The sequence below is a fragment of the Streptomyces odontomachicola genome, from assembly GCF_039605595.1.
Lineage (GTDB): Bacteria > Actinomycetota > Actinomycetes > Streptomycetales > Streptomycetaceae > Streptomyces.
On the sequence record NZ_JBCFOK010000025.1, the window covers coordinates 74,883 to 97,526 of the forward strand.

Consider the following 22,644-nt stretch of genomic DNA (forward strand, 5'->3'; position numbering starts at 1 on the left):
CTGACTACAGTAGCGTAGACGGATGCGGAGAGAGGAGAGTTCCATGGGCGGGGCGAGAGAAGAGCGGCGGCCGGCGGGCGAGCTGGAGGCGGGGGTCATGGCGGCGCTCTGGGCAGCGGGGATACCGCAGACACCGGGGCAGGTGCAGCGCGGACTCGCCGCCGACCTGGCCCGTACGACGGTGACCACCATCCTCAGCCGCCTCCACGACAAGGGCCTGGTCGAGCGCGCCAGGCAGGGCCGCGGCTATGCGTACTTCCCCGTGCAGGACCCGCCCGGGCTCACCGCGCGGCGCATGCACAGCACCCTGGACACCGACACCGAGAGCGACCGCGGCACGGTGCTCGCGCGGTTCGTCGACCAGCTCAGCGACGAGGACGAACGCGTGCTGCGCGAGCTCCTGGGCAACGAGGCCGAAGCGGACGGCGAGCCGGGCCGGGCCCCGGGGCCGCCCGGCAGGGAACCGGGGGAGCGATGAGCGCATCGATCGCGGCACTGCTGCTCGTCCCGTTGCTCCTGCCCATCGCCCTGCCGCCCCTGGCCCGGCGCGCGCTGGACCGCCTCGCGCCGCGCACCGCGCTGTGGGCGCTCACCGCCGCGGTGAGCGTGCTGGGGTGCTGCTCCCTCGCCTCGCTCGGGGCCTTCGTGCTGACGGGGCTGCTCCGGGTGCCCCTCTTCGCCGCCCTCGGCGAACTCGTACGCCCGCTGCCCACCGCCTCCTCCCTCATCGTGTCGCTGATCGCGGCCGCCGCCGTCGGTGCGCTGACGGTCACCGTGCTGACCCTGGTGCGCTCGGCCACGCGGCACATCCGCGCCCTGCGCACCGCCCATGTGCAGGCGCGCTCCCGGCCGCTCGCCGGCGACCTGTGCGTGATCGACTCCCCGCACCCGGACGCGTACGCGCTGCCCGGGCGCCCCGACCGGATCGTGGTCACCAGCGCGATGCTGCGCAGTCTCGAACCAGGCGAGCGCGAGGCCCTGTTCGCCCACGAGCGTGCGCACAACGCGTCCCGGCACCACTACTTCCTCGGCACGGCCGAGCTCGCCGCGCACTGCCACCCCGCGCTGCGTCCGGTCCGCGCCGCCGTACGCCAGGCGGCCGAGCGCGCCGCCGACGAGGCCGCGGCCGCCGTCACCGGGGACCGGCGGCTGACCGCGCGCGCCGTGGGCCGCGCCGCGCTCGCCGCGCGCAGCCCGCACCCCAGCCGCCCCCCGCTGTCGCTGGCCGCCGCCTCGGGTCCGGTGCCGCAGCGGGTCGCCGCGCTGCTCGCCGCGCCGGGCAGGCAGTGCCCGCGCGCGGCCGCCTGGACCGGGCTGCTCCTCGCCGCCTGCATACTCGTCTCGGCGGGCGCCGCGGGCATAGGGGTCATCGCCTTCCATCACGAAGTCGAGTTCGCGCAGGGCGAGGTGGGCCGCTGACGGTGCCGGCGCCCCCGGTTCCCCGCGCATCCGCGGCTTCCGCGCGCGGCAGGAGCGCGCGGATGCGGCCCGAGCGCCGGTAGATGAAGCGGTCCACGCACAGGAAGCGCACCGCGAAGACGACCACGAGCGCCATCGCCGTCGCCCCCGTCGGCGGCATGCGCAGGCCCGCCACCAGCAGCGCCATCAGCGGGATGCGCCCCACCAGGTCGGCGTTGCTCACCACGGCGAAGCCGAGCAGCCGCGCGGCCTTGGTGCCGGGGCGGCGGCCGCGGTAGAGGAGGCCCTCCAGGAGCAGGAAGTTCCACAGCACCCCGGCCTGGTTGGCCACGACCTCGGCCGGGAGGTAGTGCACACCCTGCGCGATCAGCAGCTTGAGCATCAGCAGATTCGGCAGCAGGCCCGACAGGCCGATGAGCCCGAAGGCCAGCATCCGCGTGCGCGTGGTGCCGGTACGCAGCCTGAGCACGTGCCGCAGGAAGAGCAGCCCCTCCTGTACCGAGGACTTGGACTCGCCCGCGAGCCGCGCGCCGAACGCGTACGGCACCTCGGTGACCGTACGGGGGCGGCAGCGCACGGCCAGTTCGAGCAGGACCTTGTAGCCCAGCGGCCTGAGCCCGCCGCCTCCGGGGCCCTGTCCCCGCGTGTCCCGCCCGGCTGCGCGTGCCAGGGCTTCGCGGCGTACCGCGAAGAAGCCGCTGAGCGGATCGGAGATCCCCCGCAGCGCCCCCGGGAAGAGCGCCTTGACCAGCGCCGTCGAGGTGCGGGACACCGCCGTGCGGCAGGCGCAGGAGAGCCCGCCGCTGCTGCCTCCCGCCGCGTACCGGCTGGCGACGACCAGCTCAGCTCCGGTGCGTTCGCCGGTACGGATCAGCTCGGGCAGCAGCTCCGGCGGGTGTTGGAGGTCGGCGTCCATCACCGCGACCCACGGCGCGCTCGTCCGCGCGAAGCCCTCGACGACCGCTCCGCCCAGGCCGCCGGCGGGCGCCTCGCGGTGATGCACCGTCACGGGCACCGGGCACCCGGCGGCGGCGCGCTCGATCGCGCCGGGGGTGCCGTCGGTCGAGTCGTCGACGAAGAGGATCTCGGCGGCTCCCCACGGGGCGTCCCGGAGCGCGTCGCCGAGCGCGTGCAGCAGCGGGCCGACGTTCGGCGCCTCATTGCGCGTGGGCACGATCAGCACGAGGGCGCTGCGGCGGCCCGGCGGCGAGGCCGTCGCCGGTGCCGGGCCCGAGGGCTGTGGCGGCAGCAGCCGTGTGGGGGTGTCCGGTGGGGGCGACGGCTCGGTTGCCATGGTGACTCCGGGGGAGGGTGGTGGGCGGTCCCGCCGCGGCTTGGGAGACGGGCGGGGTGAGGGTGCGGGCGCGCAGCCCGGTGAAGGCGCGCATGCCGCTGAACTCGTGCGGGGCCCAGGACGCGGCGTAACGCGGTGCCCGCTGCGTCCCCGTGGTGAGCACGGCGACGGGCTCGTGCCGCGCGGTTTCGGCGAGCCGGGCCGGGGTGACGGAGGGGCGCGGGCCCTCGGTGTGCCCCGAGGCGCAGCCAGCGTGGAAGCCGATCGGTATGGCCTGGTGCCCGACGACCAGGCACGGGGGCCGCACCCCCATGCGGTGGAGCTGGGTGGCGGCGCGCGCGTAGTCCCCGCGCAGGGTGTGGGCGCGGACCACGGCGCGCTCCAGCACCACGAGTTGGACCGCCAGGTGCCCGGCGAGCATCACCGCCAGGGCGGCGATGAGCGCGGGGCGCCTGCGGTCGCCGAACGCGTGCGGGACGCGGGTGAGCGCGAGGGCCGCGGGGAGCGCGGCGAGCGCGTAGGCGGGCAGCAGGAAGCGCGGGGCCGCGTAGCCGACCAGGAGGAGGTAGGGAGCCGCCGCCGTGATCGCGCAGGAGAGCGCCAGGAGGGCGGGCGCCCGGCGCCTCCTTCCAGTCGGCGCGATCCCGGCTGCGGCGGTCAGGGGGAGCAGGAACCACCACAGCACCAGCAGCGGGTGGGGCGAGGGCGCCTCGCAGGGGCGGCACAGCAGGCGCCCGTCGAGGCCGAGCAACTGCTGGCTCAGCACCGGCTTCCAGGCCAGTCCGCCCTCGACGGAGGACGCCTCCCGGAGCCGGGCGCAGGGGCCGCCGTAGCGGACGTACGCCTCGGCGATCCACTCGGCGGCGCCCGCCAGCAGGCCGCAGACCAGGTACGCGGCGAGCCGGGCGCGCCGCCCCCGGCGCACCCGCACGAGCGCGGCGGCGAGCGGCAGCGTCACCCATACCGCGTCGGTCGGACGCATCAGCGCCATGAGGGCTGCACCGGCGCCGAGCCACCAGAGCGCGGCGCGGACTTCGCTGCGCGCGCGGGTCTGGCTGTGTACGCCGAGCTCGCCGTGTGCGCGGGCTTCCCTGTGTGCGACGTCCCCGGGTGCGTGGGCCTCGCCGTGCGCGCGGCGTCCGCCGGAGGCCGCGCGGAGGAAGGAGCCCACGGCGAGCAACGCGCCGATGGCGACCCAGTAGTTGGGCATCGCCTGCGACCCGTAGAAGAGGGTCACCCAGAGCGAGGCGAACAGGGCGCCGGCCAGCGCCAGGGTGCCGGGCGCGAACAGCCCGCGCCACGCCCGCAGCGCCAGGAACAGCGCGACCCCGGAGAGCGCGGCCAGACAGCCGCGCAGCAGCGCGGTGGAGTCGGACCAGGAGGCGACCGGCGCGACCAGCAGGGACACCCCGCGGGCGCGCGGCGCGCTGAAGAACGAGGCGGGGGCGTGCGGGCTGACCTGGCTGAGGTAGACGCTCTCGTCCCAGTCCACGCCCAACCGCGTCCCGATCAGCAGCAGTTGGGCCACGACGAAGGCGGCGGCCACCCACATCAGCGGCCCGGTCTCCCGCCGCCTGCGCGGGACGGTGCGGGCGCGCGTCTCCTCGGCGGCCTGCGGTCGCGGGCCCGTACGCGGCGTGCCCGCCGGTAACTCCTCGGCGCCCGTTCCGTGTGCGAGTCCCATCTCGCCCTCCCCCGGAGCCGGTTCCCCTTGTCCGGTGTATGCCGCCAGAGCCCGAAACCCTACAGGCTGTAGGTTCACATTCCGGGATGGACTACGCAAAGACGGTGCAACGACGGGACGATGAGGGGGCGGCCGCCGGGTTTCCCTACGCGGTGTAGGTTCCGGGGTGCCCTGCGGGGCGAGGAATTCACCGCGTACGGGGCCGCGTGCACGTCCGCGTGCGGGGCCGTGCACGGGACCGGGTACAGGAACCGCGTACTACAGGAACGGCCGAGGAGCAGCGCATGTCCCCCGAATCCCCCGAAGACCGGAACCCGGCCGAAGCCGGAGCTCAGGCGGGCGCCGGCGCCGGAACCTACGGGCCCGCCGGAGCCGACGGCGTCACGGTGCGCGACAACCCGCAGGGGTCGCGCTACGAGGTGTTCAGCGGCGAAGACCTGGCGGGCTTCAGCCAGTACCGGCTGACCCCCGGCCGCATCACCTTCACCCACACCGAGACCGCTCCCGCCTTCGCCGGTCAGGGTCTGGCCAAGCGGCTGGTCGCCGAGGCGCTGGACGACGTACGCCGCCGTGGTCTGGCGGTCCTGCCGCTCTGCCCCTACGTGAAGAAGTACATCGCGCAGCATCCCGCCTACATCGACCTGGTCCCCAGCGACGAGCGGCAGCGCTTCGGGCTCCAGGGCTGATCCTTCCCGGTGGGGGTCCGGCGGGGCGGTCCGGTGGGGCGGTTCTGCGGGGGAGGGCCGGGGTCCGATTCTTTGCCATGGGCATGGCTGGCGAGGCGGCGCGAGCCTAGCCTGTGGTCATTCGGTTCGCCCGGGTCCCCTGTGTGCCGCTGGGGCGCAGGGTTCCGGGCGGTCCTCCACCCCCCACTAGGAGGTCGAACGTGACATCGCGCAGAGCAGTGCGCACCCTGATCGCCGTTCCCGTGCTGGTGTGCGGCGTACTGGGCGGCCAGGCGCTGACCGCTCCCGCCATGGCGGCGGCGCCGGCGCACCCCGTACAGAAGTCCGGATCGCAGAAGGCCGGCCCGCAGGAGGCCGGGCAGCACGCGGCGGCGCAGCGGCGGGCCGCGGCCAAGGTGCTCACCTACGACGCGAAGGGTTCCGCCGAGTTCGCCAAGGCGGTCGACAAGGGCGTCGCGATCTGGAACAAGAGCGTCAAGAACGTGCAGTTGAAGCCCGCCGACTCGGGCAAGCGCGCCAACGTGAAGGTCATAGCCGACAACGGGTGGCCGCGTACCCAGAGCCCCACCCTCGGCAACGGCACCATCTACTTCGGCCGCCAGGCGGTGAACGACGGCTACAACACGACCCGCATAGCCTCCCACGAGTTCGGCCACATCCTCGGCCTCCCCGACATGAAGCCGGGCCCCTGCTCCAGCCTGATGTCCGGAGCCTCAGCGGGCCCCGAGTGCACCAACCCCAACCCGGACGCGAAGGAGAAGTCCGAGGTGGAGGGCAACTTCGGCTGAGCCGGGGCCATTTCTGATCCCGTTTCCGAGCCCGCTCGCGCCTGTCCGGCCGGTCCCGGTGCGCTCCGGGGCCGGCCGGGCTTGTCCGGCCTGCTGGCCGGCATCGGGCAACCGCCGGTGCGGGGCACTTCAGCCGACGAGGACGTCTTGGAGGTGCATCTGGCCTGGTTCAGGAGGGCGATCCGGTCGGGAAACCGGTCAGATCGGCAGCCGGACCGACCTCCGGATCAATGGCGGCAACGAGGCGGAATCCGCCGCGTCCCGGGCACCGGCACGTCGGGGACAAGTATCAGATGTACTGAGCGTGTTGGGGGCATCAGGCGTACCGGGCCTACCGGTCGACCGCAGCCGGTCGTGGAGCACCGCAAAGGCCGTGTACGTGAGGGGCAGGGTCAGGGCCGCGGTGACCAGCAGGCCGACAATGACGGGGGCGAGGATGCCGGCGTAATAGGCGGCGAAGAAGTTCCCCGTGGCGTCTTCGAGGAGAGTACGCACGAGAGGGCGCAGCGGCAGGGCGAGCTGCACCACCAGCCGGAGCACCCCGGCGGTGAGCGCGGCCAGCGGCAGCGCGAGGGCGAGGCGCCGAATCCCGCCGGCGCGCGTCCACGTCAGCGACCAGGACCGACGCAGGGCGGCGAGGGGGCCGAGGCCGTCGGCCGCGGCGGCCGGGGCGAGGGCGAGCGCGAAGCGCAGCAACGCGGCCGCGACCACGCCCACTGCCGGGGAGGCCGCGACGAGCGTGTAAGGCAACGACCCGGGCTCCAGAACCTGATCTTCGGTGTCGATCTGGTAGCCGGTGAGGCTGTGCGCCACAGCACCGAAGATCAGCGGCAGAGGCCACACGATCAGGCCGCGCAGCACGTACACGGCAAGCACCGGCCACACCTGCGCGCGACCCGCGCCGCGTGACCCGTCCCCCTCAGAGGCCGCTCGAATCCCCCCTGCGACGGCCCGCGAGCACACACTCTGCAGGACCGCGCTGCCGACACCGAAGAGGAGCAGAAAGAGCGGCAGCGTCCAGAGGGCGACCAGCCCCAGGTCGCTGTGATCGTGCAGATACGGATCCTCGACATGGTGGTACCAGATCCGCGCATTCCGCATACGGGTGAAGACGGGCCAGGCGCACACGAAGATCGCAGCCGTCATCACCACCCCGGCCAGGCCGGCCACCCCGACAACACGCACGGCCGCACCCGCCAGAGCCCCCCGATGCCGCCGCAGAACAGCAGACGTCCCCGCGAGGACACCGAGCCCCGTCCTGCCGCCCATCGGTGTCGCCGTATGTTCGTCCTCCGTGCCGCGCTTCATGAACCGAGCCCTCTGTACGTTCCGCTTCCGTGCCTGACGGAGACGCGGAACGCCCCACCCACGGTTCTCCGAACATCCACCCTCACTGCCACCCGGCGTGGTGGTCAGCCCAGCGGCAAGTCTGCTTGCTCGAATCCACCGTGTCGCGAGCACCAGTCGGTGTAGGCCGCGCACACCTCGGCCCACAGGTCGCGAGGGCCGGCCTGCTCGATCCAGGCGTAGGGGATGGTGCGCAGCGCAGCGGTGGCGATGATGCGCGCGTAGGGCGCGCGGCCGAAGTGCCCTGCGGTGCCATTCGTGGGCGCGGGGAACTAGCTCCTGCTGAACGGCAGCTTCGCCGTCAGCCATGTGACCAAGGCGCTCGGGTTGCGGGTCTGGGTCCACAGCCTTCCTGGGCCGGTGAAGTCGAAGACCAGGCCCTCGCCGGATTTCAGGGTCTGCATCAGGCCGCGGGTCACCTTGCGGGTCGTGTAGGTGACCTGGTCGTCGAAGGCGACCAAGTGGCCGGAGTCGAGGACCAGTTGTTCCCCGGGGGCCAGCTCGAACTCGTCCAGTGCCCCGTAGCAGGCGGCCAGGGCCTGGCCGTGGCCCTCGGCGCGTACGAGGAAGCCGCCCTCGTCGCCGACGAGGTTCTTGAAGCCGCCCCACTTGGTGTCCAGTTCGACCCCGTCGGAGGAGCACAGCCACGCGCCGCGCGCGAGGTTCAGCGCGCCCTCGACGCCGATGGCCGTGACATCGCCGGGGAGCTGCGCGGCGAGGTCGACCCAGCAGCCGTCGCGCGCGGCGGAGAAGCGCGTGATGAACAGCGACTCGCCGCCCAGCACGCTGCGCTTGAGCCCCTTGAACAGGCCGCCCTCCGCCTTCGCCGCCACCTCGACCCCCGCCGAGGTGGCCATCATCGCCCCGGACTCGGCGCGTACCCCCTCGCCGGCCGCCAGGTGCACCCGGGCCACCGCGAACGAGGGGCTGTGCCGTACGTCGATCTTCATGGTCGCCCGATTCTCCCCGTGCAGTGCCGGGGTGGTCGCCGGTGGTGTCGGTGGTCTCTTCTGGAGGCTAGGGAGACGCACGTACGCCGGGCGTCAGCCGAAAGTCTCCCGGGGCGCGACCATCGGATACGTCGCGAAGCCGCCCGCGCCCCAGCCCGTGTCCCGGCCCGCCCCCCGCGCCGCTCAGCCGCCCGCCTTGTCCACCGCCGCCTGCGCGTTCACGACGCCGCGGCCCAGGCGTACGTCCTTCTCGGGGTTGCGTGCCGTGGCGCGGAGGGTGGAGATGATCTTGGCGGGGTCGGCGCCCTCGTGGTGCAGCAGGGCGGCGACGGCCGAGACGTACGGGGCCGCCATCGAGGTGCCGTCGAGCTCGCCGTAGCCCGAGTCGTTCGTGGCGGTCTCGGGGGTGGTGTAGGTCGGCAGGGTGGAGAGGATGTCCACGCCGGGGGCGGAGACGGCGCCCGCGGAGCCGAAGTTGGAGAAGTTCGCCGCCCTGCCGTTCTGGTTGCTGGCGTTGACCACCAGGGCCGGTGTGCCGGGCTTGTACGGCTGCGTCGCCGCGTGGTCGTTGCCCGCGGCCGCGACCACCACGGCGCCCTTCGCGTACGCGTGCCGGATCGCGGCGTTGAGGATGCCCCCGTGCAGCAGCCTGGACATCAGCGGCCCCTCGCCCAGGGACAGGTTGATGACGTCCGCGCCGTGGTCGGCGGCCCACACGATGCCCTTGGTGATGTCCGCGTTGCGGCCGCCGCCGTCGTGCCCGAGCACCCGTACCGGCATGATCCCGGCGCCCGGCGCTCCTCCGGCGATGCCGACCCCGTTGTCGGTCGCGGCGGCGGCGATGCCCGCGACGTGCGTGCCGTGGCCGTTCTCGTCGCGGGGCTTCCTGTCGCCGTCGACGAAGTCGTAGCCGTCGACGAGCTTGTCCTTCAGGTCCGGGTGGTCGAGGTCGACGCCGGTGTCCACCACCGCGACGACGGTGTCCTCGCCCTTGGACTTCTGCCACGCGTCGGGCAGCCGCAGCGCGTCCAGCGCCCACTGCTGCCCGCGCTTGGGGTCGCGCTCTGCCTCGTCACCGCCGCAGCCGCCGAGCACCGCCGCCAGTACGGGGAGTACGAGGGCGAACGCCGTGGCCCTGACAGCGCGGGGGCGCCTCGTCCGCGAACGCGGGTGCGGCTGCTCTGTCATTCCGAAGTCCTCTCTTGCGCCGGCTCCCGGCCCCGCCCGGCCAGCTCCTCGGCCGTGGCCGCACCGAGCAGCACGGCCCGCAAGTCCGCCTCGGCGAGGCCCACTTCGACATCCGGCTTGTCCGCCGCAGGGCCGCTCCCGGTGAGGTGGGTGAGCACGCCGTTGCGCAGCCGCATCGTGTGAAGCTCGCCGTCGCTGAGGCACCACCGCACGGTGATCGCCGCCTCCCCACTGCGCGGCCCGTCCAGCCGGATGCCGAGCGCGTCGAAGAGCTGGTCCAGCGTCAGTGCCCCGAGCAGACCGGGCGCGGCCGCGGCCGGTTCGGCGGACAGCAGGGGGTCGACGAGCAGGAGGCCGCGCTCGCCCTCGACTATGAAGCCGCGCCGCGCGTCGTCCAGGTCGCGGGTGTCGTCGACGGGGAGGCGCGCCCACAGGGCCGCGTTGTGCGCCGCGACCGTGGGCTCGGCGGCATGGGCGTGTGCCCCCTGGGACATCGCTTCTCCCCTCGTACGCGGCCCCGGGAGCCCGCAGCCCCGCGGAGACGGCCAGGGCAACCCTCGCCGCCGGCGCGCTGCCGCACCATCCGGGCGGGTTCGTACGGGGGATCCGCGCGGAACCGCACACGGGGGAGTCCTGCCGAGGGGCTTCCGGCAGGCCAGGTGCGCCGGTCGCTCGTACCGTGGCCGGGAAGCCGGAATGAGGTGCGGCATGGATTCATCGGACACGCCGGATCCAGCGGATCCCGGGGCCGGGCCCCCGTGGGCCGGCTTCGAGCCCCAGCGGCCCGCGTCGCAGAAGCGGAAGGCGTACGCCTTCGTGCTCGGCGCCGTGGTCTGGGCCCTCGCCCTGGTGATCGCCGTGATCCTGCTGCGGCACTCGCACATCCTGCGCACCCTGCTCCTGGTCACCGTCGTCTCCTGGGGCTTCTTCGCGCTCGCCCTGTCCGCCGCCATCGCGCTGAGACGCCGGGAGGAACGCCGTGTCTCCCCTTGACGTCCTGCTGACCTTCCTCGCCTTCTACCCCGTGGTGACCGCCGCGGCGTGGATGGTGGGCGGCGTCCTCTTCCGGGTGCTGGAGGAGCGCGGGGAGCCCGCGCCGCCGCCCGGCGGGTGGCCCGGGGTGACCGTGCTCGTGCCGGCGTACAACGAGGAGAAGGTGATCGCGGGCTGTGTGCGGGCCCTGGGCGAGGTCGACTACCCCCATCTCGAAGTGCTGATCCTCAACGACGGTTCGCGGGACGGCACCGTGGCCGCGGCGCGGGCGGCCGGCGCTGAGGACGCCCGCGTCACCGTGCTCGACGACGGCACCAACATGGGCAAGGCCGACCGGCTCAACGACGGCATGCGCCGGGCACAGCACGACTTGGTGCTGGTCACCGACGCCGACACGCACCTGCACCCGCAGGCCGTACGGCGCCTGGTGAGCCGGATGGCGCGCTCTCCCCGGTACGCGGCCGTCGCCGGGAGCCCCCGGGTGACCAACAGGGGCGGGGTGATCACCACCATGCAGATGCTGGAGACCGCCTCGCTGATCGGCCTGATGCGGCGTACCCACGCGCTCGCGGGCAGGGTCGGCACCGTGGCCGGTGTGCTCGGGCTCTTCCGGCGGCACGCGGTGCTCGAAGTGGGCGGCTACGACCCGCGCATGGCCACCGAGGACATCGAACTGACCTGGCGGCTGCTGGAGGCGGGCCACCTCACGGGGTTCGAGCCACACGCGCTGGTCGGCATGGAGGTGCCGCAGACCGTGCGCGGCATCTGGGCGCAGCGCACCCGGTGGGCCCGCGGCCAGGGCGAGGTGCTGCGCACCCACGCCCGCACTGTCGTCCACCCGCGGCGTGCCGCCATGTGGCCGGTCGCGGGCGAGGCGCTGCTGTCCTATCTGTGGGTGCTCACCCTGCTGGTGTCCACGGTGTGGGGCGTCGTCCACTGGGCGCTGCACCCCGGCGACACGAAGTTCCGGTGGATGCTGGCCTGGGGCATCGGGATCGCCGTGGTCGCCGTGCTCCAGATCGTCATCGCCACCGTGGTGGACCGGCGGCTGGACCCGAAACTCCCGTACGCGTGCCTGCTGTTGCCCCTCTACCCGCTGGCGTACTGGACCATCAACGCCCTCGCCGCGCTCCACTCCCAGACCCGCGGCCTGCTCGCCGGGCCGCGCTCCAGGAGGGTCGTGTGGGACCTGCCGCGCAGCGCGCCGTGAGGGAGCGCATGCCGTGTCGCCGGGAGTTCACCGTACGGAGGCCCGCCCCGCCGGAATGAGCGAGCGGACGCTCAGCGCGGACAGCAGCGTCATCGTGGCGGCAGCGGCGAAGGCCAGGGGCAGGGAGTGGGAGGCCAGCAGGCCGCCCAGGGCGGTGCCGATGGGGAAGCCGGAGAGGTTCACGCTCATCGATACGGTCATCACGCGGCCGAGCCGGTCCGGGTGCGTGCGGCGCTGGCGCAGCGACAGCAGCCCGACGTTGATCACCCCCTCCGCCAGGCCCACCAGAGCGAGCCCCGCCGCGAGGGTGAGCAGCGACCCCAGCGCGCTCAGCGGGAACATGGCGATCGCGGCGACCAGCGTCGCGCCCAGCATGTAGCGCCGCTCCACCCCGGCGTGCAGCAGCCTGCCGGCGAGCAGCGCGCCGATCGCGCCGAACAGCCCGGCGACGGCCCACATCAGCCCCGTGTACCGGTCGGTCGAACCGCCGCCGTCCAGCCAGGCCGCCACGGCGACCGGCACGGTGACGATCAGCATGCCGGAGGCGGCCTGGTACAGCGAGTAGGAGACCGCCAGTCCGCGCAGGGTGGCGTTGCGCAGCAGGTACGTCAGGCCCTCCAACGCCGAGCGCAGCAGCCGCACTTGGGCGGCCGGCGCGGGTACGGGGGCCCCGCCGCGCAGCAACGCCAGGCTCAGCGCGGCCACCCCGTACATGCCCGCCACGCACAGCAGCGTGGGGTCGGGGCCCGCGAGCGGGAAGAGGGCGCCGGCGGCGAGCGGGGCGCCCACCTCGATCACCGAGAAGGTGCTCAGGTCCAGCGCGTTGGCCCGGTCGTACGCCGCCTCGGGAACGAACCGCGGGAAGAGGGTCCTGATGCCGCCGGTGGAGAGCGGGCCGGTCAGCGAGTACAGCGAGAGCAGCACGAACAGGAGCGCCGGCGTGAGCATCCCGGCCTGCGAGAACGCCACGACCCCCGCGATGAGCACGGCGCTGCACACCATGTCGGCCCCCACCGCGCGCACCGCGCCCACCCGGTCCAGCACCGCGCCGGCCAGCGGGCTGATCATGAAGCCGGGCAGCGCCAGGAAGAGGCCGCTCAGCCCCGCGAGGGCCGCCGAGTCGAAGCGGGCGATGACGTAGAGGACGACGGCGTACAGCAGCATCGAGTTGGCCAGCCGGGAGGCGGAGGCGGCCACGAGGAGCTGCGGGACGTTGCGGGAGGCGAGGGCGCGGCGGTACGAGACCGGCCGCGCAACTCCCGTCTCCCCGCCCGCCCTTGCCGCGGGGGAGCGCTCCTTCTCCATGCTTCCTCCGGGGTGCCCGGTGTGCGATCCGGTCGGGTCCGGCCTGTGGTCCGGACAGTGGTCCGGCTTGTCGTCCGGACAGTGGCCCCGGTCTGTATACCCGGCGGGCCGTGCGCGGGTCGTCCCCTTTTTTCGGGGCGCGTCGGGAGCGCTCGGGCGTGCCCGGTGTACGCGAAGGTGGTGGCTCCGAGGACCGGCGGGCGTCGGCCCCGGGCGGCCGCTGGACGGTTTCGGCTACGCCAGCCGTTCCCGTACGGGGCGACCGCGGGCGGCCCGTACGGGCTCCGGCCGATGCGGAGTGCGCGCTCCTCGCGGCGCCGGGGGAGCGAACCGTTTCGGCTCGGGGCGCCGGCGCCCGCTCTGGCAGGCGTGATGCCGCGGCGCCGTGGCCGGGGCCGAGGGGCGCGCGGCCCTCGGCGTCCACGGGCTTCCGCCGCTTGAGCGGTCCCCGCGTACGCCAGTCGTCAGAGGCCGGGGTCCCGCGGTGCGCAGCGCGCGCGGAGTGCGTGGTCGGGCCTCCTGCCTGGTCGTTCCCGGTCCGGCGGCTCGCTCAGCACGTCCGGCGGCAGCCGGGCGCATACTTCGCCTCAAGAGGTGAACTGGCTCTCTTCGAAGGCGGATCGGAGCCTCGGGAGGTGGGGGGACGATGGCAGTTCAGGTGTCCTGGCGGAACGCGTGCCTGCTCGTCAGGCTGCCGGCGGAGATGGCGAGCGCCGAGGCCGAACGGGTACGGAGGCAACTGGGGGACGTCACGCGGGAACACCTGGGCCCCGGGTCCAGGGAGCGCGCCGCGGCGGTCGTCGTGGACTGGACGGAGGCGCCCTACCTCACCTGCACCGGCATCGCCGTGCTGGAGGAGGTGCGGCACCGCATCGCGGCCTACGGGGTCCCGGTGTACCTGGCCGCCAGCCGCGCCCTGCCGCGCAAGGCGCTCCAGCTCATGGGCCTGAACGGCCGGCTGCCCCTCTTCCACAGCGTGGACGAGGCGTTCGACGAGGCGCTCGACCGGCTCGGCGGGACGAGGTCCGGCGAGGCGAGGTCCGGTGGATCGAGGGCGGGATCGACGGCCTCGTACGCCCTGTAACCCCCGGCGCCCACGGCCTCCTGCTCAGCGGCGCCGCTGTGAACGCGCGTGCTCGCCCGAGGAGTTGGCGGGCACCGGGGAGGAGGCCAGCACCAGGCCCGGCGTGGTGTCCCAGTCGACGAGCGCCAGGATGCGCCGCAGGTGCGGGGCCATGCCCCGTATGGTCAAGGTCCGCTCCGGGCCCAGGCGCTGCGCCGTGGAGATCAGCAGCCGGAGCCCCGCGACGTCCATGAAGGACAGCTCCGACAGGTCGAGGACGGGATTGCCTGCGGTGTCGGCGGCGAGCAGCTCCTCTATCGCACGGGCGAGGAAGCCGACGCTGCGCACGTCGACGTCGCCGCTCAGCCGCAGCCCCCACGGATCGCGGACAGGCTCGATGCGGAGTGGATGTCCCAGAAAGTCCACGCTCACCCCTCATCGCTCGGTGGTCTGCGCTCCTCTACCAGAGTAGGCCCCGAAGTCCGAGTTGTTAACATATAGTCACCGCATTTATGAGAGAGGGGTTTCGCAACGGTGATCCCCTTGGTGTGCCGGCTCCCTCCTGCTCGCCCCGGAAACCTGTTCTGAACAGGTCAGTTGGCGGTCGGGCGGGGCTCTGGCGCAGGGGGAGTCGGGGCGCATCCGGGGAGAGCGCGAGTTTGCGACAGTCACGCTCCGTGTTCACGTGCGCCCCAACTCGGGCCGGAGTGTGGCGTGTTGGGCGGCGGACGGCGGCGGGTGCGCCCGCACTCCCGCACCCTGACGCGCGTAGCTGCGGCCCGCGCGCACGGATGATCACTGCCTCAGCGGGCACCAACTGCTCTAAGGAGGCGGCGCGTCGGCCGCCTCGGCGGGAAGAGCCCTGGGGATGCGATGGAGAGCACAGCGCACGCGCCTGGCCGAGGTGAACCGTTCGACCACGCAGCGCTGTTCTACCGCGACGCCCGCGCCTACCTCGCCGCCACTGTGCCCTTTCTGCGCCGGGGCCTGGCCGCCGGCGAACCGGTCGCCGCCGTGCTGCCCGCTCCCCGCCTGAAGCTGCTCACCGAGGCGCTGGGCGCGGACGCCGCACGCGTGCGCCTGCTCGACATGCGCGAAGTGGGCCGCAATCCCGGGCGGATCATCCCCGGAGTGCTCCGCGCCTTCGCCGACGCGCACCCGGGGGCGCCGTGGGTGCGCATCATCGGCGAGCCGGTGTGGGCGGGGCGCACGGACACCGAGTACCCGGCCTGCGCCGCGCACGAGGCGCTGATCAACAAGGCGTTCGCCGGGCGGAACGTGAGCATCCTGTGCCCGTACGACGCCTCGGCCCTGGACCCCGAAGCCCTCGCCGACGCCGCCGCCACCCACCCCGTGGTGTGGGAACGGGGCACGCGGCGCACCAGCGCGGACTATGCGCCCGAGCGTGTCGTCGACGCCTGCAACCGCCCGCTGCCCGAGCCCGCCGCGCCGGTCGCCACCGCCCGCTTCGCCGCCGAACACCTCGAACTCGTACGGCACTTCACCACCACCCACGCGCGCCGGGCCGGCGTCCAGGAGGAGCGGCTGCCCGAGATCGAGATGATCGTGGGGGAGCTGTCGGCCAACAGCGTGCGGCACGGCGGCGGTTCGGGCACCGTGCGGGTGTGGCACGAGGAGGGCCACTTCGTGTGCGAGGTGAGCGACGCCGGGCAGATCACCGACCCGCTCGCCGGCCGCCTCCCCGCGCCCCTCACCCGGCCCGGCGGCCACGGCCTGCTGGTGGTGCACCACCTCAGCGACCTCGTACGCGTGCACACCGGGCCGGGGTCCACGACGACCCGCGCCTATATCCGGTTGCCGTGGCCTTCGTCGCCGTCCAAACCCGCGTGATCGCCTTTCCACGCATTTCACTCGCGGCGCTTAACCGCGCGGTGAGTGGCGGTGTGCAGGTTCGCCGCGCGAAGAGGGTTGGGGTGGCGCGCCGTTCTGTGGCGGTGCGCCGTGCACAGTCCCCGTGGAGAGGAAGGGATGTTCCCATGCGCAAGGTCTCGATGAATGCGCGGGCAGCGGTACGCGGTGACCGGCGGCCCGGCTACTACCTCTACAAGTTCCGCGGCCGCACCGTGAAGTGAGCCCGGGGTGCGGGCGGCGGACCGCGTTGTGCCAGAGCCCCACCGCCGCCCGCACCGCTCCCCGCATTTCACCCGCCCGCACCTGGAGCCGCCGTGCGCTATCGCCGATCCCGCTGCCTGACCTGCTATTGGCGCGAAGGCGCTTTCATCGTGCACCCGTATCCGCACGGCACGCCCACCGCGCTGCACCCGGTGGCCGCCGAAGTGCTCTCCGCTTTCGAGGAGTGGACCGCGCCGAAGGAGAGCGCCGAAACCCTGGACCACCTCGCGCCCGAAACCCTCGAAGAGGCCGTCGAGGCACTCGCCGAGGCCGGCGCGCTCCTCGCCGAGGACAGTCCCGCCGCCCACCACGACGAGGAAATCGACCGCCATTGGTCCACCTGGGCGCCGGAGGCGCCCTTCCTGCATTACGCGAGTCAGGACGAGTACGCGCACGGGCAATCCGGCATGGAAGAACGGGAAACCGCAGAGCCGGAATCACCGGCTGAATCCATCGGCCTCCCGCCCCTGTTCACCTCCCACCCGGACGCGCCCCGCCTCCCGCTGCCCCGCCCCGCGGCCGAATTCCCCACCCCGTACGGGCAGGTGTTGCACGCGCGCCGCACCCACCGCGACTTCTCCCGCGACGCGGTTCCCCTGCGTACGGTGTCGGCGCTGCTGTCCGCGGTGTTCGGCCCCGTGGACTTCATCGACTCGGGCCACGGCGCGCTCTACCGCCGCACCAGCCCCTCCGGCGGCGCGCGCCAGGAGCTCGACGCCTATCTCGGCGCCCTCAACATCGGTGGCCTGGCGCCGGGTTGGTACCACTACAACGGGCTGGAGCACTCCCTGGAACTCCTCTCCGAAGGCTTCACCGGCGCCGAGGCGGCCCGGCTCTGCGCGGGTCAGGAGTGGGCCGGCGAGGCCGCGTTCCTGGTCGTGCTGGCCGCGCGTCTGGAGCGCATGAGCGTGAAGTACCGCTCGCCGCGCAGCTACCGGGTCTGCCTCCTCAACGCGGGCCACCTGGGCCAGACCTTCGCCCTGACCGCCACCGCGCTGGGCCTCGGACCTGCCCAGACCGGCGCCTTCGACGACACGTCGGCGGCCCGCCACTGCGGCCTGGACAACGCGTCCCGCATCCCGGTGTACGTACTGGCCGCCGGCCACCCCGCCAACCCGCCGAGGGAGGAACCGCCCCCGGCGACCCTCACGGCCTTCGCCGGCACGCCGTTGAGCGGGGACGGCCATTCGCCGCCGCCCAACCGTTGACGCCCGCCATCCCGTGCCCTAGCTTCTGAACATGTTCAGTGAACGTGTTCAACCCACGTCCTCCACGCCCTCCACCCCAGGCGTCCCCGCATGACCCCGCGCAAAGAGCAGCGGGAGGCGACCCGGGAACGGGTGCTGAGCGCCGCCGAGGGGCTGTTCTCTGAGCGCGGGTTCGGGGCGACGACCATCAGGGAGATCGCCGGGGCCGCCGGAGTGAGCGTCGGCACCGTGATGGGGGTCGGCGACAAGGCGGCGATCCTGGTCGAGGTGTTCGACCGGCGCATCTCCGCGCTGCACGACGGGCGGGCGGCGAGGACGGAGCCCGGCAGCTCGGCCGACGAAGTCCTCGCGCTGTTCGAGCCGTTCCTCGCGCTGTTCGCCGCCGACACCGAGCTGGCCCGCCAGTACGCGGCGACCCTGGTCACCGGCCGCCACGAGGCCGGCGTCTTCAACGAGCTCGCCGCGACCCTCCGCCACGAGATCGGCGACGTGCTGGCCCGCGCCGGCCTCCCGCCGCAGGACGCGGCGCGCGGCGCCACCGCCATTCACCTCGCCTACCTCGGCGCGCTGTTCACCGGCGCCTCCGGGGGAGGGGACGACCTGAGCGCACCGGTCCAGGACCTCGTCTCGGCGGTCGAGTTCATCACCGGAAGTCCGGCAACCGACGGTTCGGAAAGCGAGCGGTCATGAACGTGCTGCCCGGCCCCTGGTGGCCGCAGGTGCTTCTCGCGGGCGTCCTCGCCGGGGACGCCGCGATGTCCCTGCGCCCGCCCGGCTTCATCCGCGCCTGCCTCGACGGCGTCCGCTTCCCCGAGGACTGGTGGTGGACGCTCGTCGTGATCAAGTTCCTCGCCGTCGCCGGCCTGGTCACCGGCCTGTACGTGGCGGGCGTCGGCGCCGCCGCGAACGTGGGCGTCGTCTGCTACTTCCTCGCCGCGGTCTTCGCCCACCTCCGCGCGCGCTTCCTCGGCTCCGCGTTCTGGCTCAACTGCCTGGGCATGCTGGGCTTTTCGGCCTTCGCGCTGGTCTTCACGTACACACCGCTCAGCTGAGACGCCCGTACGCGAGTGGTGAGACGCCCGTACGAAGGTGCCGATCGGAACAGGGGCAGCCGGAGCAGTGCCGATCAGAGCACCACCGATCACAGCACCGTGAATCCCACGATCAGGGTGGCCGCCGCGACCACGGCGAGGACGAGCGCGGGCAGGAACAGCTTCGGGCCGTCGCCGACGCGCCGGTGCGAGAAGACGGCGCCGCCCAGCAGCAGTACGAGGCCGGCCGCGGCCGCGATGCCCAGCGGCGTCCAGAACAGCCCGATCACCAGCCCGGCAGCGGCGGCCACTTCGAGGGCGCCGATGGCCTGGAACGCGCTCACCGAGTAGCCGAGGTGCTCGGCGCCCTCGGTCGCCTGCGGCCGCTTGAGGACCTTGGTGACCCCCGGGCCCAGCATCGTCGTGGCGAGGAGCACGGACAGGATGATGAAGGTGACGTTCACGGCGCTGCCTCCTTTGGCGTCGCGCGCGTTGGCCGGAGCGGCCGGACGGGCGGAGCGCTGTGCCGGAGGTTCAGAGTGCCACCGCGGCCACCGGTTCGGAACGGGCACGACGGGCCAACGGGCCTACGCCTGCCCTCTGGTGGACCGGCGCCGGCCTCCGGCAGACCGGCGCCCGGCTGTCGGCGGACCCGCGTCCGGTCTCCGGCGGATCAGCGGGCCAGCCGCGGGAACAGTGCCTCGGCATTCGTACGGTCGACGGCCTCGGCCTGACCGGGCGCGAAGCCCTCGTACCCCTCCAGGTACTGGTTGTAATAGGAGCCCGCCTCCTCCGGCGCGAAGGGCCAGTCGCTGCCGTAGAGGACGTGGCCTGGCGCGGCGAAGGCGAGCAGCGAGGGCAGGGCGCTCGGGCTCGCCGACAGCGCGGTGTCGAAGTAGAAGCGGCGCAGCTCGTCCAGCACATCGTCCGGCGTCCGCTCGGGGTCGACGGCGAAGGAGGTCAGACCGGCGAAGCGGTACGCGGCGTACGGGAGGAAGCCGCCGCCGTGCGAGAGGATCACCCGCACCCGCGGATGCCGGCTCAGTACGCCGTTGAGCGCCATGTTCAGGGCGCTGCGCGTGGTGTCGAAGACGTAGTCGGCCAGCGGCGCGGGGGTGCCGGGGAGCAGGTCCATGGGCGGCTGCGCGGGGTGGACGAAGACGTTCGCGGCGCGGCGGTCGAGCTCGGCCCAGAGCGGCGCGAACGCGGGGTCGCCGAGGTAGCGGCCGCGCGCGTTGGACATGAGCACGACGCCGTCGGCGCCCAGCTCGTCCAGCGCGTACACGGCCTCCGCCACGGCGGCGTCGACATCCGGCAGCGGGACGCTGGCGAAGTGCCCGAAGCGGCCGGGGCGGTCCTTGACCGTCTCTGCGCCGTACTCGTTCACCGCGCGCGCCAGCTCACGGGCCCGCGCGTCCTCGCCGAGGTGGACGCCGGGAGCGGTCACGGACAGGACGCCGGCGGCGATGCCCTGACGGTCCATCATCGCCAGGGCGCTCTCCGGGCTCCACTCCGGGATGGCCCAGCCGCCGGAGTCCAGCCCGCGCTCGGCGAGGGTCCGCGCCCACACGGGCGGGACGACGTGCTGGTGTACGTCGATGCGTGCGGGAGGGGTCATGGCGGGGTGCCTCCATGTCGTCGGCACACTGTTAGCGTGCTAAGTGAATTTATTTAGTAAGCTAACAACCATGCGCGAGTCAGGCAACACCAAGGCGGGCAACCCCAGGTCAGGCAACCCCAAGGCGGAGACCGCCCCGGCGCCGGAGGAGCCCGGCACCGAGGAACCCGGCATCGAGGAGCTGGCCCAGGCCGCCGACCGGCTCTTCTACGCGATGCGGCGCTCCCGCTCGGCCGCCGCCGGCAAGACGGCCGCAGCACTGTCCATGTCCCAGCTCGCCCTGCTCGCGCCGCTGACCGGGCAGCCGGCGGAGTCGGGGGACTCGGGGTCCGCTGAGGCCGATGCGGGGGAGGGGCTGCCGGTCGGGCGCCTCGCCGCCGGGGCCGAGGTCAGCGTGCCGACCGCCACCCGCATGCTGAACCAGCTCGAGGGCAGGGGCCTGGTGACCCGCCGCCGCTCACCGCACGACGAGCGCCGGGTCCTCGTACGCCTCACCGAGCAGGGAGCGGAAGACCTCGCGGCGATGCAGGACGAGCTGCGTACCCGGCAGTACGCGGCGCTCTCGCAGTTCACACCCGAGGAGCGCGAAGTTCTCACCGCACAGTTGCACCGCCTGGCCGGGCTCATCGGTGAGACTGTCCCCGGAGCGGCGCCCCGGGAGTGAGGCGGCGCCGCCGTGCGCGGGGCGCCCCGGCGTGCGAGCGGGCACGGCCGGGTAAGGCGAGCGGTGCACGATCAGGCACACATGTGGCGGGAGTTGAGCTAGGCGATGCGCGTTCCGATGACCACCGCGGACTTCCTGGACCGGGCGGAGCTGGGCTTCGCCGACACCCCCGGAGTGATCGACGAGCCCGATCAGCCCGCCGGGGCCGTGCCGGCCTCCACGTACGGGCGGCTCGGCGAGCGCGTGCGCGCCTGGCAGGCGGGCCTCGACGCGCTCGGCGTACGGGAGGGCGAGCGCGTGGCGGTGGTGAGCCACAACTCCGCGCGCCTGCTGGAGCTGCTGTTCGCCGTGACGATGAGCGGCCGGATCTGCGTACCGGTCAACTTCCGCCTCAAGGCGGAGGAGATCGAGTACGTGGTGCGGCAGAGCGGCGCCTCGGTGCTCCTGTACGACCCCGAGGTCGAGGGCGCCGTCGCGGACGTGAAGGCGGCCCACCGCTTCGTCCTCGGCGAGCAGACCGAGAACGAGCTCATGCGCTTCGGCGTGGAGCCGCGCCCCTGGTCCGAGCCCGACGAGGACGCCACGGCGACCCTCAACTACACCTCGGGAACGACCGCGCGCCCCAAGGGAGTTCAGATCACCCACCGCAACATCTGGGTGAACGCGCTGACCTTCGGGCTGCACACGCGCGCGTGGGAGCGGGATGTGTATCTGCACACGTTGCCCATGTTCCATTGCAACGGCTGGGGCATGCCCTTCGCGATGGCCGGGCTCGGCGCGAAGCAGGTGGTGCTGCGCAAGGTGGACGGCGCGGAGATCCTGCGCCGCGTGGACGAGCACGGGGTGACGCTGATGTGCGGCGCGCCCGCCGTGTGGAACACGGTGCTCGACGCCGCGAGCGGCTGGCAGGGCGAGATCCCGGGCCGTGACCGCGTACGGGTGGTGTGCGCGGGGGCGCCGCCGCCGAGCCGCACGATTCAGCGGGTCGAGGAGGAGCTGGGCTGGGAGTTCACCCAGATCTACGGCCTGACCGAGACCTCGCCGCTGCTCACCTTCAACCGCACCCAGCCGCGGGACGCGGACCTGCCGCCCGAGGAGCGCGCGCGCAAACTGTCGCGCGCCGGGATCCCCGCGCTGGGCGTACGGATCGGGATCGCCGACTCGGGCGAGGTGCTGGCCCGCTCCAACGTCGTGCTCGACGGCTACTGGGACAAGCCCGAGGAGACCGCGGCCGTGCTCAAGGACGGGTGGTTCCACACCGGGGACGGCGGTTCGCTCGACGAGGCGGAGGGCCAACTCACCCTCCACGACCGCAAGAAGGACGTCATCATCACCGGCGGCGAGAACGTCTCCTCCATCGAGGTGGAGGACGTCCTGTGCGCCCACCCCGCGGTGGCGGAGGCCGCGGTGATCGGCGTGCCGGACGCCAAGTGGGGCGAGACGATCAAGGCGTTGGTCGTCCGCGCGGACGGCGCCGGGGCCGCCGAGGTGACCGAGGCGGACCTGATCGCCCACTGCAAACAGCGCGCAGCAGGCTACAAGGCCCCCACGACCGTGGAGTTCCGCGACTCGATCCCCCGCACGGCAACGGGAAAGGTCCAGAAGTTCAAACTCCGCGAGCCGTATTGGGAGGGGCGGGGGAGGGGGGTCAATTGAGGGGGTGCCGTCGCGGGTGATCCCCCGCGGGCCGATGGGCATGCGGAGCGGATTCGGCGTCACCAAGCCCAGGTTGTGTCAGGCGTAACCTTTCTGCACCTGGTGCGTTGATCAGTTCGGTACGGGCTCCCGGGGCCCTGGTGCTCGGAGTCGTGGTGACGGGTGCCGGTGGGTGGGCTTTCCCGGGGGCGCGTATCGCAGGCCGCGGCAGGGTCCGCACTGGCACGTGCGGACCCTGCCGCGGTCGCCGCCGACTGGTCATCGGCAGGCCCGCGGAGAGGACGTCCATCCCTCCTCACCGGGTCGGGGGGGGGGGGGGGGTGCGTGCCCCCCCGCCCCCCCCCGCCGCCCCCGGGACCGGGGCGCGGGTGTGCAAGGACCCCATGCCCCCGGCCGGGGGGGGGGGC

At 73.4% G+C, this 22,644-nt stretch carries 23 protein-coding genes and 1 pseudogene; 13 read left to right on the top strand and 11 right to left on the bottom strand.

Annotated features, from left to right (window positions below; all coding sequences use genetic code 11):
• The first annotated feature begins 43 nt into the window (after positions 1–43).
• Together ABEE00_RS33070 and ABEE00_RS33075 are read left to right on the top strand one after the other, a co-directional pair.
• Positions 44–478: a BlaI/MecI/CopY family transcriptional regulator gene (locus tag ABEE00_RS33070; protein WP_345749475.1), complete on the top strand. Its 435-nt coding sequence runs from the start codon at positions 44–46 to the stop codon at positions 476–478.
• Complete coding sequence (locus tag ABEE00_RS33075; RefSeq protein WP_345749476.1) at positions 475–1,419, top strand: M48 family metalloprotease; 945 nt, start codon at positions 475–477, stop codon at positions 1,417–1,419. Before ABEE00_RS33070 ends, ABEE00_RS33075 begins: the two co-directional genes overlap by 4 nt.
• Here the strand turns inward: ABEE00_RS33075 and ABEE00_RS33080 are convergent.
• A complete protein-coding gene (locus tag ABEE00_RS33080) occupies positions 1,367–2,593 on the bottom strand; it encodes a glycosyltransferase (RefSeq protein ID WP_345749477.1) in 1,227 nt (408 codons plus the stop codon). The genes ABEE00_RS33075 and ABEE00_RS33080 overlap by 53 nt on opposite strands.
• Complete coding sequence (locus ABEE00_RS33085; protein WP_345749478.1) at positions 2,577–4,397, bottom strand: hypothetical protein; 1,821 nt, start codon at positions 4,395–4,397, stop codon at positions 2,577–2,579. Before ABEE00_RS33085 ends, ABEE00_RS33080 begins: the two co-directional genes overlap by 17 nt.
• A 284-nt stretch (positions 4,398–4,681) precedes the next feature.
• Here ABEE00_RS33085 and ABEE00_RS33090 point away from each other — a divergent pair, with 284 nt between their 5' ends.
• Entirely contained in the window at positions 4,682–5,083 is a 402-nt protein-coding gene (locus ABEE00_RS33090; protein ID WP_345749479.1) for a GNAT family N-acetyltransferase, read from the top strand.
• A gap of 200 nt (positions 5,084–5,283) precedes the next feature.
• Positions 5,284–5,871 (top strand): snapalysin family zinc-dependent metalloprotease, encoded by a 588-nt coding sequence (locus ABEE00_RS33095; RefSeq protein ID WP_345749480.1) that lies wholly within the window; start codon positions 5,284–5,286, stop codon positions 5,869–5,871.
• Between the two features lie 198 nt (positions 5,872–6,069).
• On the opposite strand, the gene ABEE00_RS33100 is transcribed toward ABEE00_RS33095, so the two are convergent.
• The 5 genes and pseudogenes from ABEE00_RS33100 to ABEE00_RS33115 all read right to left on the bottom strand — a co-directional run bounded on the left by ABEE00_RS33100 (position 6,070) and on the right by ABEE00_RS33115 (position 9,850).
• Positions 6,070–7,179, bottom strand: coding sequence for a hypothetical protein (locus tag ABEE00_RS33100; protein ID WP_345749481.1), 1,110 nt, complete (start codon positions 7,177–7,179; stop codon positions 6,070–6,072).
• A gap of 104 nt (positions 7,180–7,283) precedes the next feature.
• Positions 7,284–7,463, bottom strand: a pseudogene (locus ABEE00_RS35900) (hypothetical protein); the annotation flags it as partial.
• Positions 7,464–7,490: 27 nt separating this feature from the next.
• A complete protein-coding gene (locus tag ABEE00_RS33105) occupies positions 7,491–8,168 on the bottom strand; it encodes a TIGR00266 family protein (RefSeq protein ID WP_345749482.1) in 678 nt (225 codons plus the stop codon).
• A gap of 183 nt (positions 8,169–8,351) precedes the next feature.
• Entirely contained in the window at positions 8,352–9,356 is a 1,005-nt protein-coding gene (locus tag ABEE00_RS33110; RefSeq protein ID WP_345749483.1) for a S8 family serine peptidase, read from the bottom strand.
• Positions 9,353–9,850 carry an alkyl sulfatase C-terminal domain-containing protein gene (locus ABEE00_RS33115; protein WP_345749484.1) on the bottom strand — a complete coding sequence of 166 codons (498 nt, stop codon included), beginning with the start codon at positions 9,848–9,850 and terminating at the stop codon, positions 9,353–9,355. The genes ABEE00_RS33110 and ABEE00_RS33115 overlap by 4 nt, the downstream gene beginning before the upstream one ends.
• Before the next feature lie 214 nt (positions 9,851–10,064).
• Between ABEE00_RS33115 and ABEE00_RS33120 the strand changes: the two genes are divergently transcribed.
• Together ABEE00_RS33120 and ABEE00_RS33125 are read left to right on the top strand one after the other, a co-directional pair.
• Positions 10,065–10,349, top strand: coding sequence for a hypothetical protein (locus tag ABEE00_RS33120; RefSeq protein ID WP_345749485.1), 285 nt, complete (start codon positions 10,065–10,067; stop codon positions 10,347–10,349).
• Positions 10,336–11,559: a glycosyltransferase gene (locus tag ABEE00_RS33125; RefSeq protein ID WP_345749486.1), complete on the top strand. Its 1,224-nt coding sequence runs from the start codon at positions 10,336–10,338 to the stop codon at positions 11,557–11,559. The genes ABEE00_RS33120 and ABEE00_RS33125 overlap by 14 nt, the downstream gene beginning before the upstream one ends.
• A 27-nt stretch (positions 11,560–11,586) precedes the next feature.
• On the opposite strand, the gene ABEE00_RS33130 is transcribed toward ABEE00_RS33125, so the two are convergent.
• Positions 11,587–12,864, bottom strand: a complete 1,278-nt coding sequence (locus tag ABEE00_RS33130) for an MFS transporter (RefSeq protein ID WP_345749487.1) — start codon at positions 12,862–12,864, stop codon at positions 11,587–11,589.
• Positions 12,865–13,510: 646 nt separating this feature from the next.
• On the opposite strand from ABEE00_RS33130, the gene ABEE00_RS33135 reads away from it, so the two are divergent.
• Positions 13,511–13,948, top strand: a complete 438-nt coding sequence (locus ABEE00_RS33135) for an STAS domain-containing protein (protein WP_345749488.1) — start codon at positions 13,511–13,513, stop codon at positions 13,946–13,948.
• 24 nt (positions 13,949–13,972) lie between these two features.
• On the opposite strand, the gene ABEE00_RS33140 is transcribed toward ABEE00_RS33135, so the two are convergent.
• The gene (locus ABEE00_RS33140; RefSeq protein WP_345749489.1) at positions 13,973–14,353 is read right to left on the bottom strand and encodes an STAS domain-containing protein; all 381 of its coding nucleotides are present in this window, start codon (positions 14,351–14,353) and stop codon (positions 13,973–13,975) included.
• 447 nt (positions 14,354–14,800) lie between these two features.
• Between ABEE00_RS33140 and ABEE00_RS33145 the strand changes: the two genes are divergently transcribed.
• The 4 genes from ABEE00_RS33145 (at position 14,801) to ABEE00_RS33160 (ending at position 18,320) form a co-directional block, all read left to right on the top strand.
• Positions 14,801–15,778 (top strand): sensor histidine kinase, encoded by a 978-nt coding sequence (locus ABEE00_RS33145; protein ID WP_345749490.1) that lies wholly within the window; start codon positions 14,801–14,803, stop codon positions 15,776–15,778.
• A 335-nt stretch (positions 15,779–16,113) separates the two neighbouring features.
• Positions 16,114–17,268 (top strand): SagB/ThcOx family dehydrogenase, encoded by a 1,155-nt coding sequence (locus tag ABEE00_RS33150; protein WP_345749491.1) that lies wholly within the window; start codon positions 16,114–16,116, stop codon positions 17,266–17,268.
• A 90-nt stretch (positions 17,269–17,358) separates the two neighbouring features.
• Positions 17,359–17,958 carry a TetR/AcrR family transcriptional regulator gene (locus tag ABEE00_RS33155; protein WP_345749492.1) on the top strand — a complete coding sequence of 200 codons (600 nt, stop codon included), beginning with the start codon at positions 17,359–17,361 and terminating at the stop codon, positions 17,956–17,958.
• On the top strand, positions 17,955–18,320 hold the full coding sequence (locus ABEE00_RS33160) for a DoxX family protein (protein ID WP_345749493.1): 366 nt from the start codon (positions 17,955–17,957) through the stop codon (positions 18,318–18,320). Before ABEE00_RS33155 ends, ABEE00_RS33160 begins: the two co-directional genes overlap by 4 nt.
• Positions 18,321–18,409: 89 nt before the next feature.
• On the opposite strand, the gene ABEE00_RS33165 is transcribed toward ABEE00_RS33160, so the two are convergent.
• Complete coding sequence (locus ABEE00_RS33165) at positions 18,410–18,763, bottom strand: DoxX family protein (protein ID WP_345749494.1); 354 nt, start codon at positions 18,761–18,763, stop codon at positions 18,410–18,412.
• 209 nt (positions 18,764–18,972) lie between these two features.
• A complete protein-coding gene (locus ABEE00_RS33170) occupies positions 18,973–19,917 on the bottom strand; it encodes an amidohydrolase family protein (protein ID WP_345749495.1) in 945 nt (314 codons plus the stop codon).
• 70 nt (positions 19,918–19,987) lie between these two features.
• Here ABEE00_RS33170 and ABEE00_RS33175 point away from each other — a divergent pair, with 70 nt between their 5' ends.
• Together ABEE00_RS33175 and ABEE00_RS33180 are read left to right on the top strand one after the other, a co-directional pair.
• Positions 19,988–20,581 (top strand): MarR family winged helix-turn-helix transcriptional regulator, encoded by a 594-nt coding sequence (locus tag ABEE00_RS33175; RefSeq protein WP_345749496.1) that lies wholly within the window; start codon positions 19,988–19,990, stop codon positions 20,579–20,581.
• A 105-nt stretch (positions 20,582–20,686) separates the two neighbouring features.
• The gene (locus tag ABEE00_RS33180) at positions 20,687–22,237 is read left to right on the top strand and encodes an AMP-binding protein (protein WP_345749497.1); all 1,551 of its coding nucleotides are present in this window, start codon (positions 20,687–20,689) and stop codon (positions 22,235–22,237) included.
• Positions 22,238–22,644 lie beyond the last annotated feature (407 nt).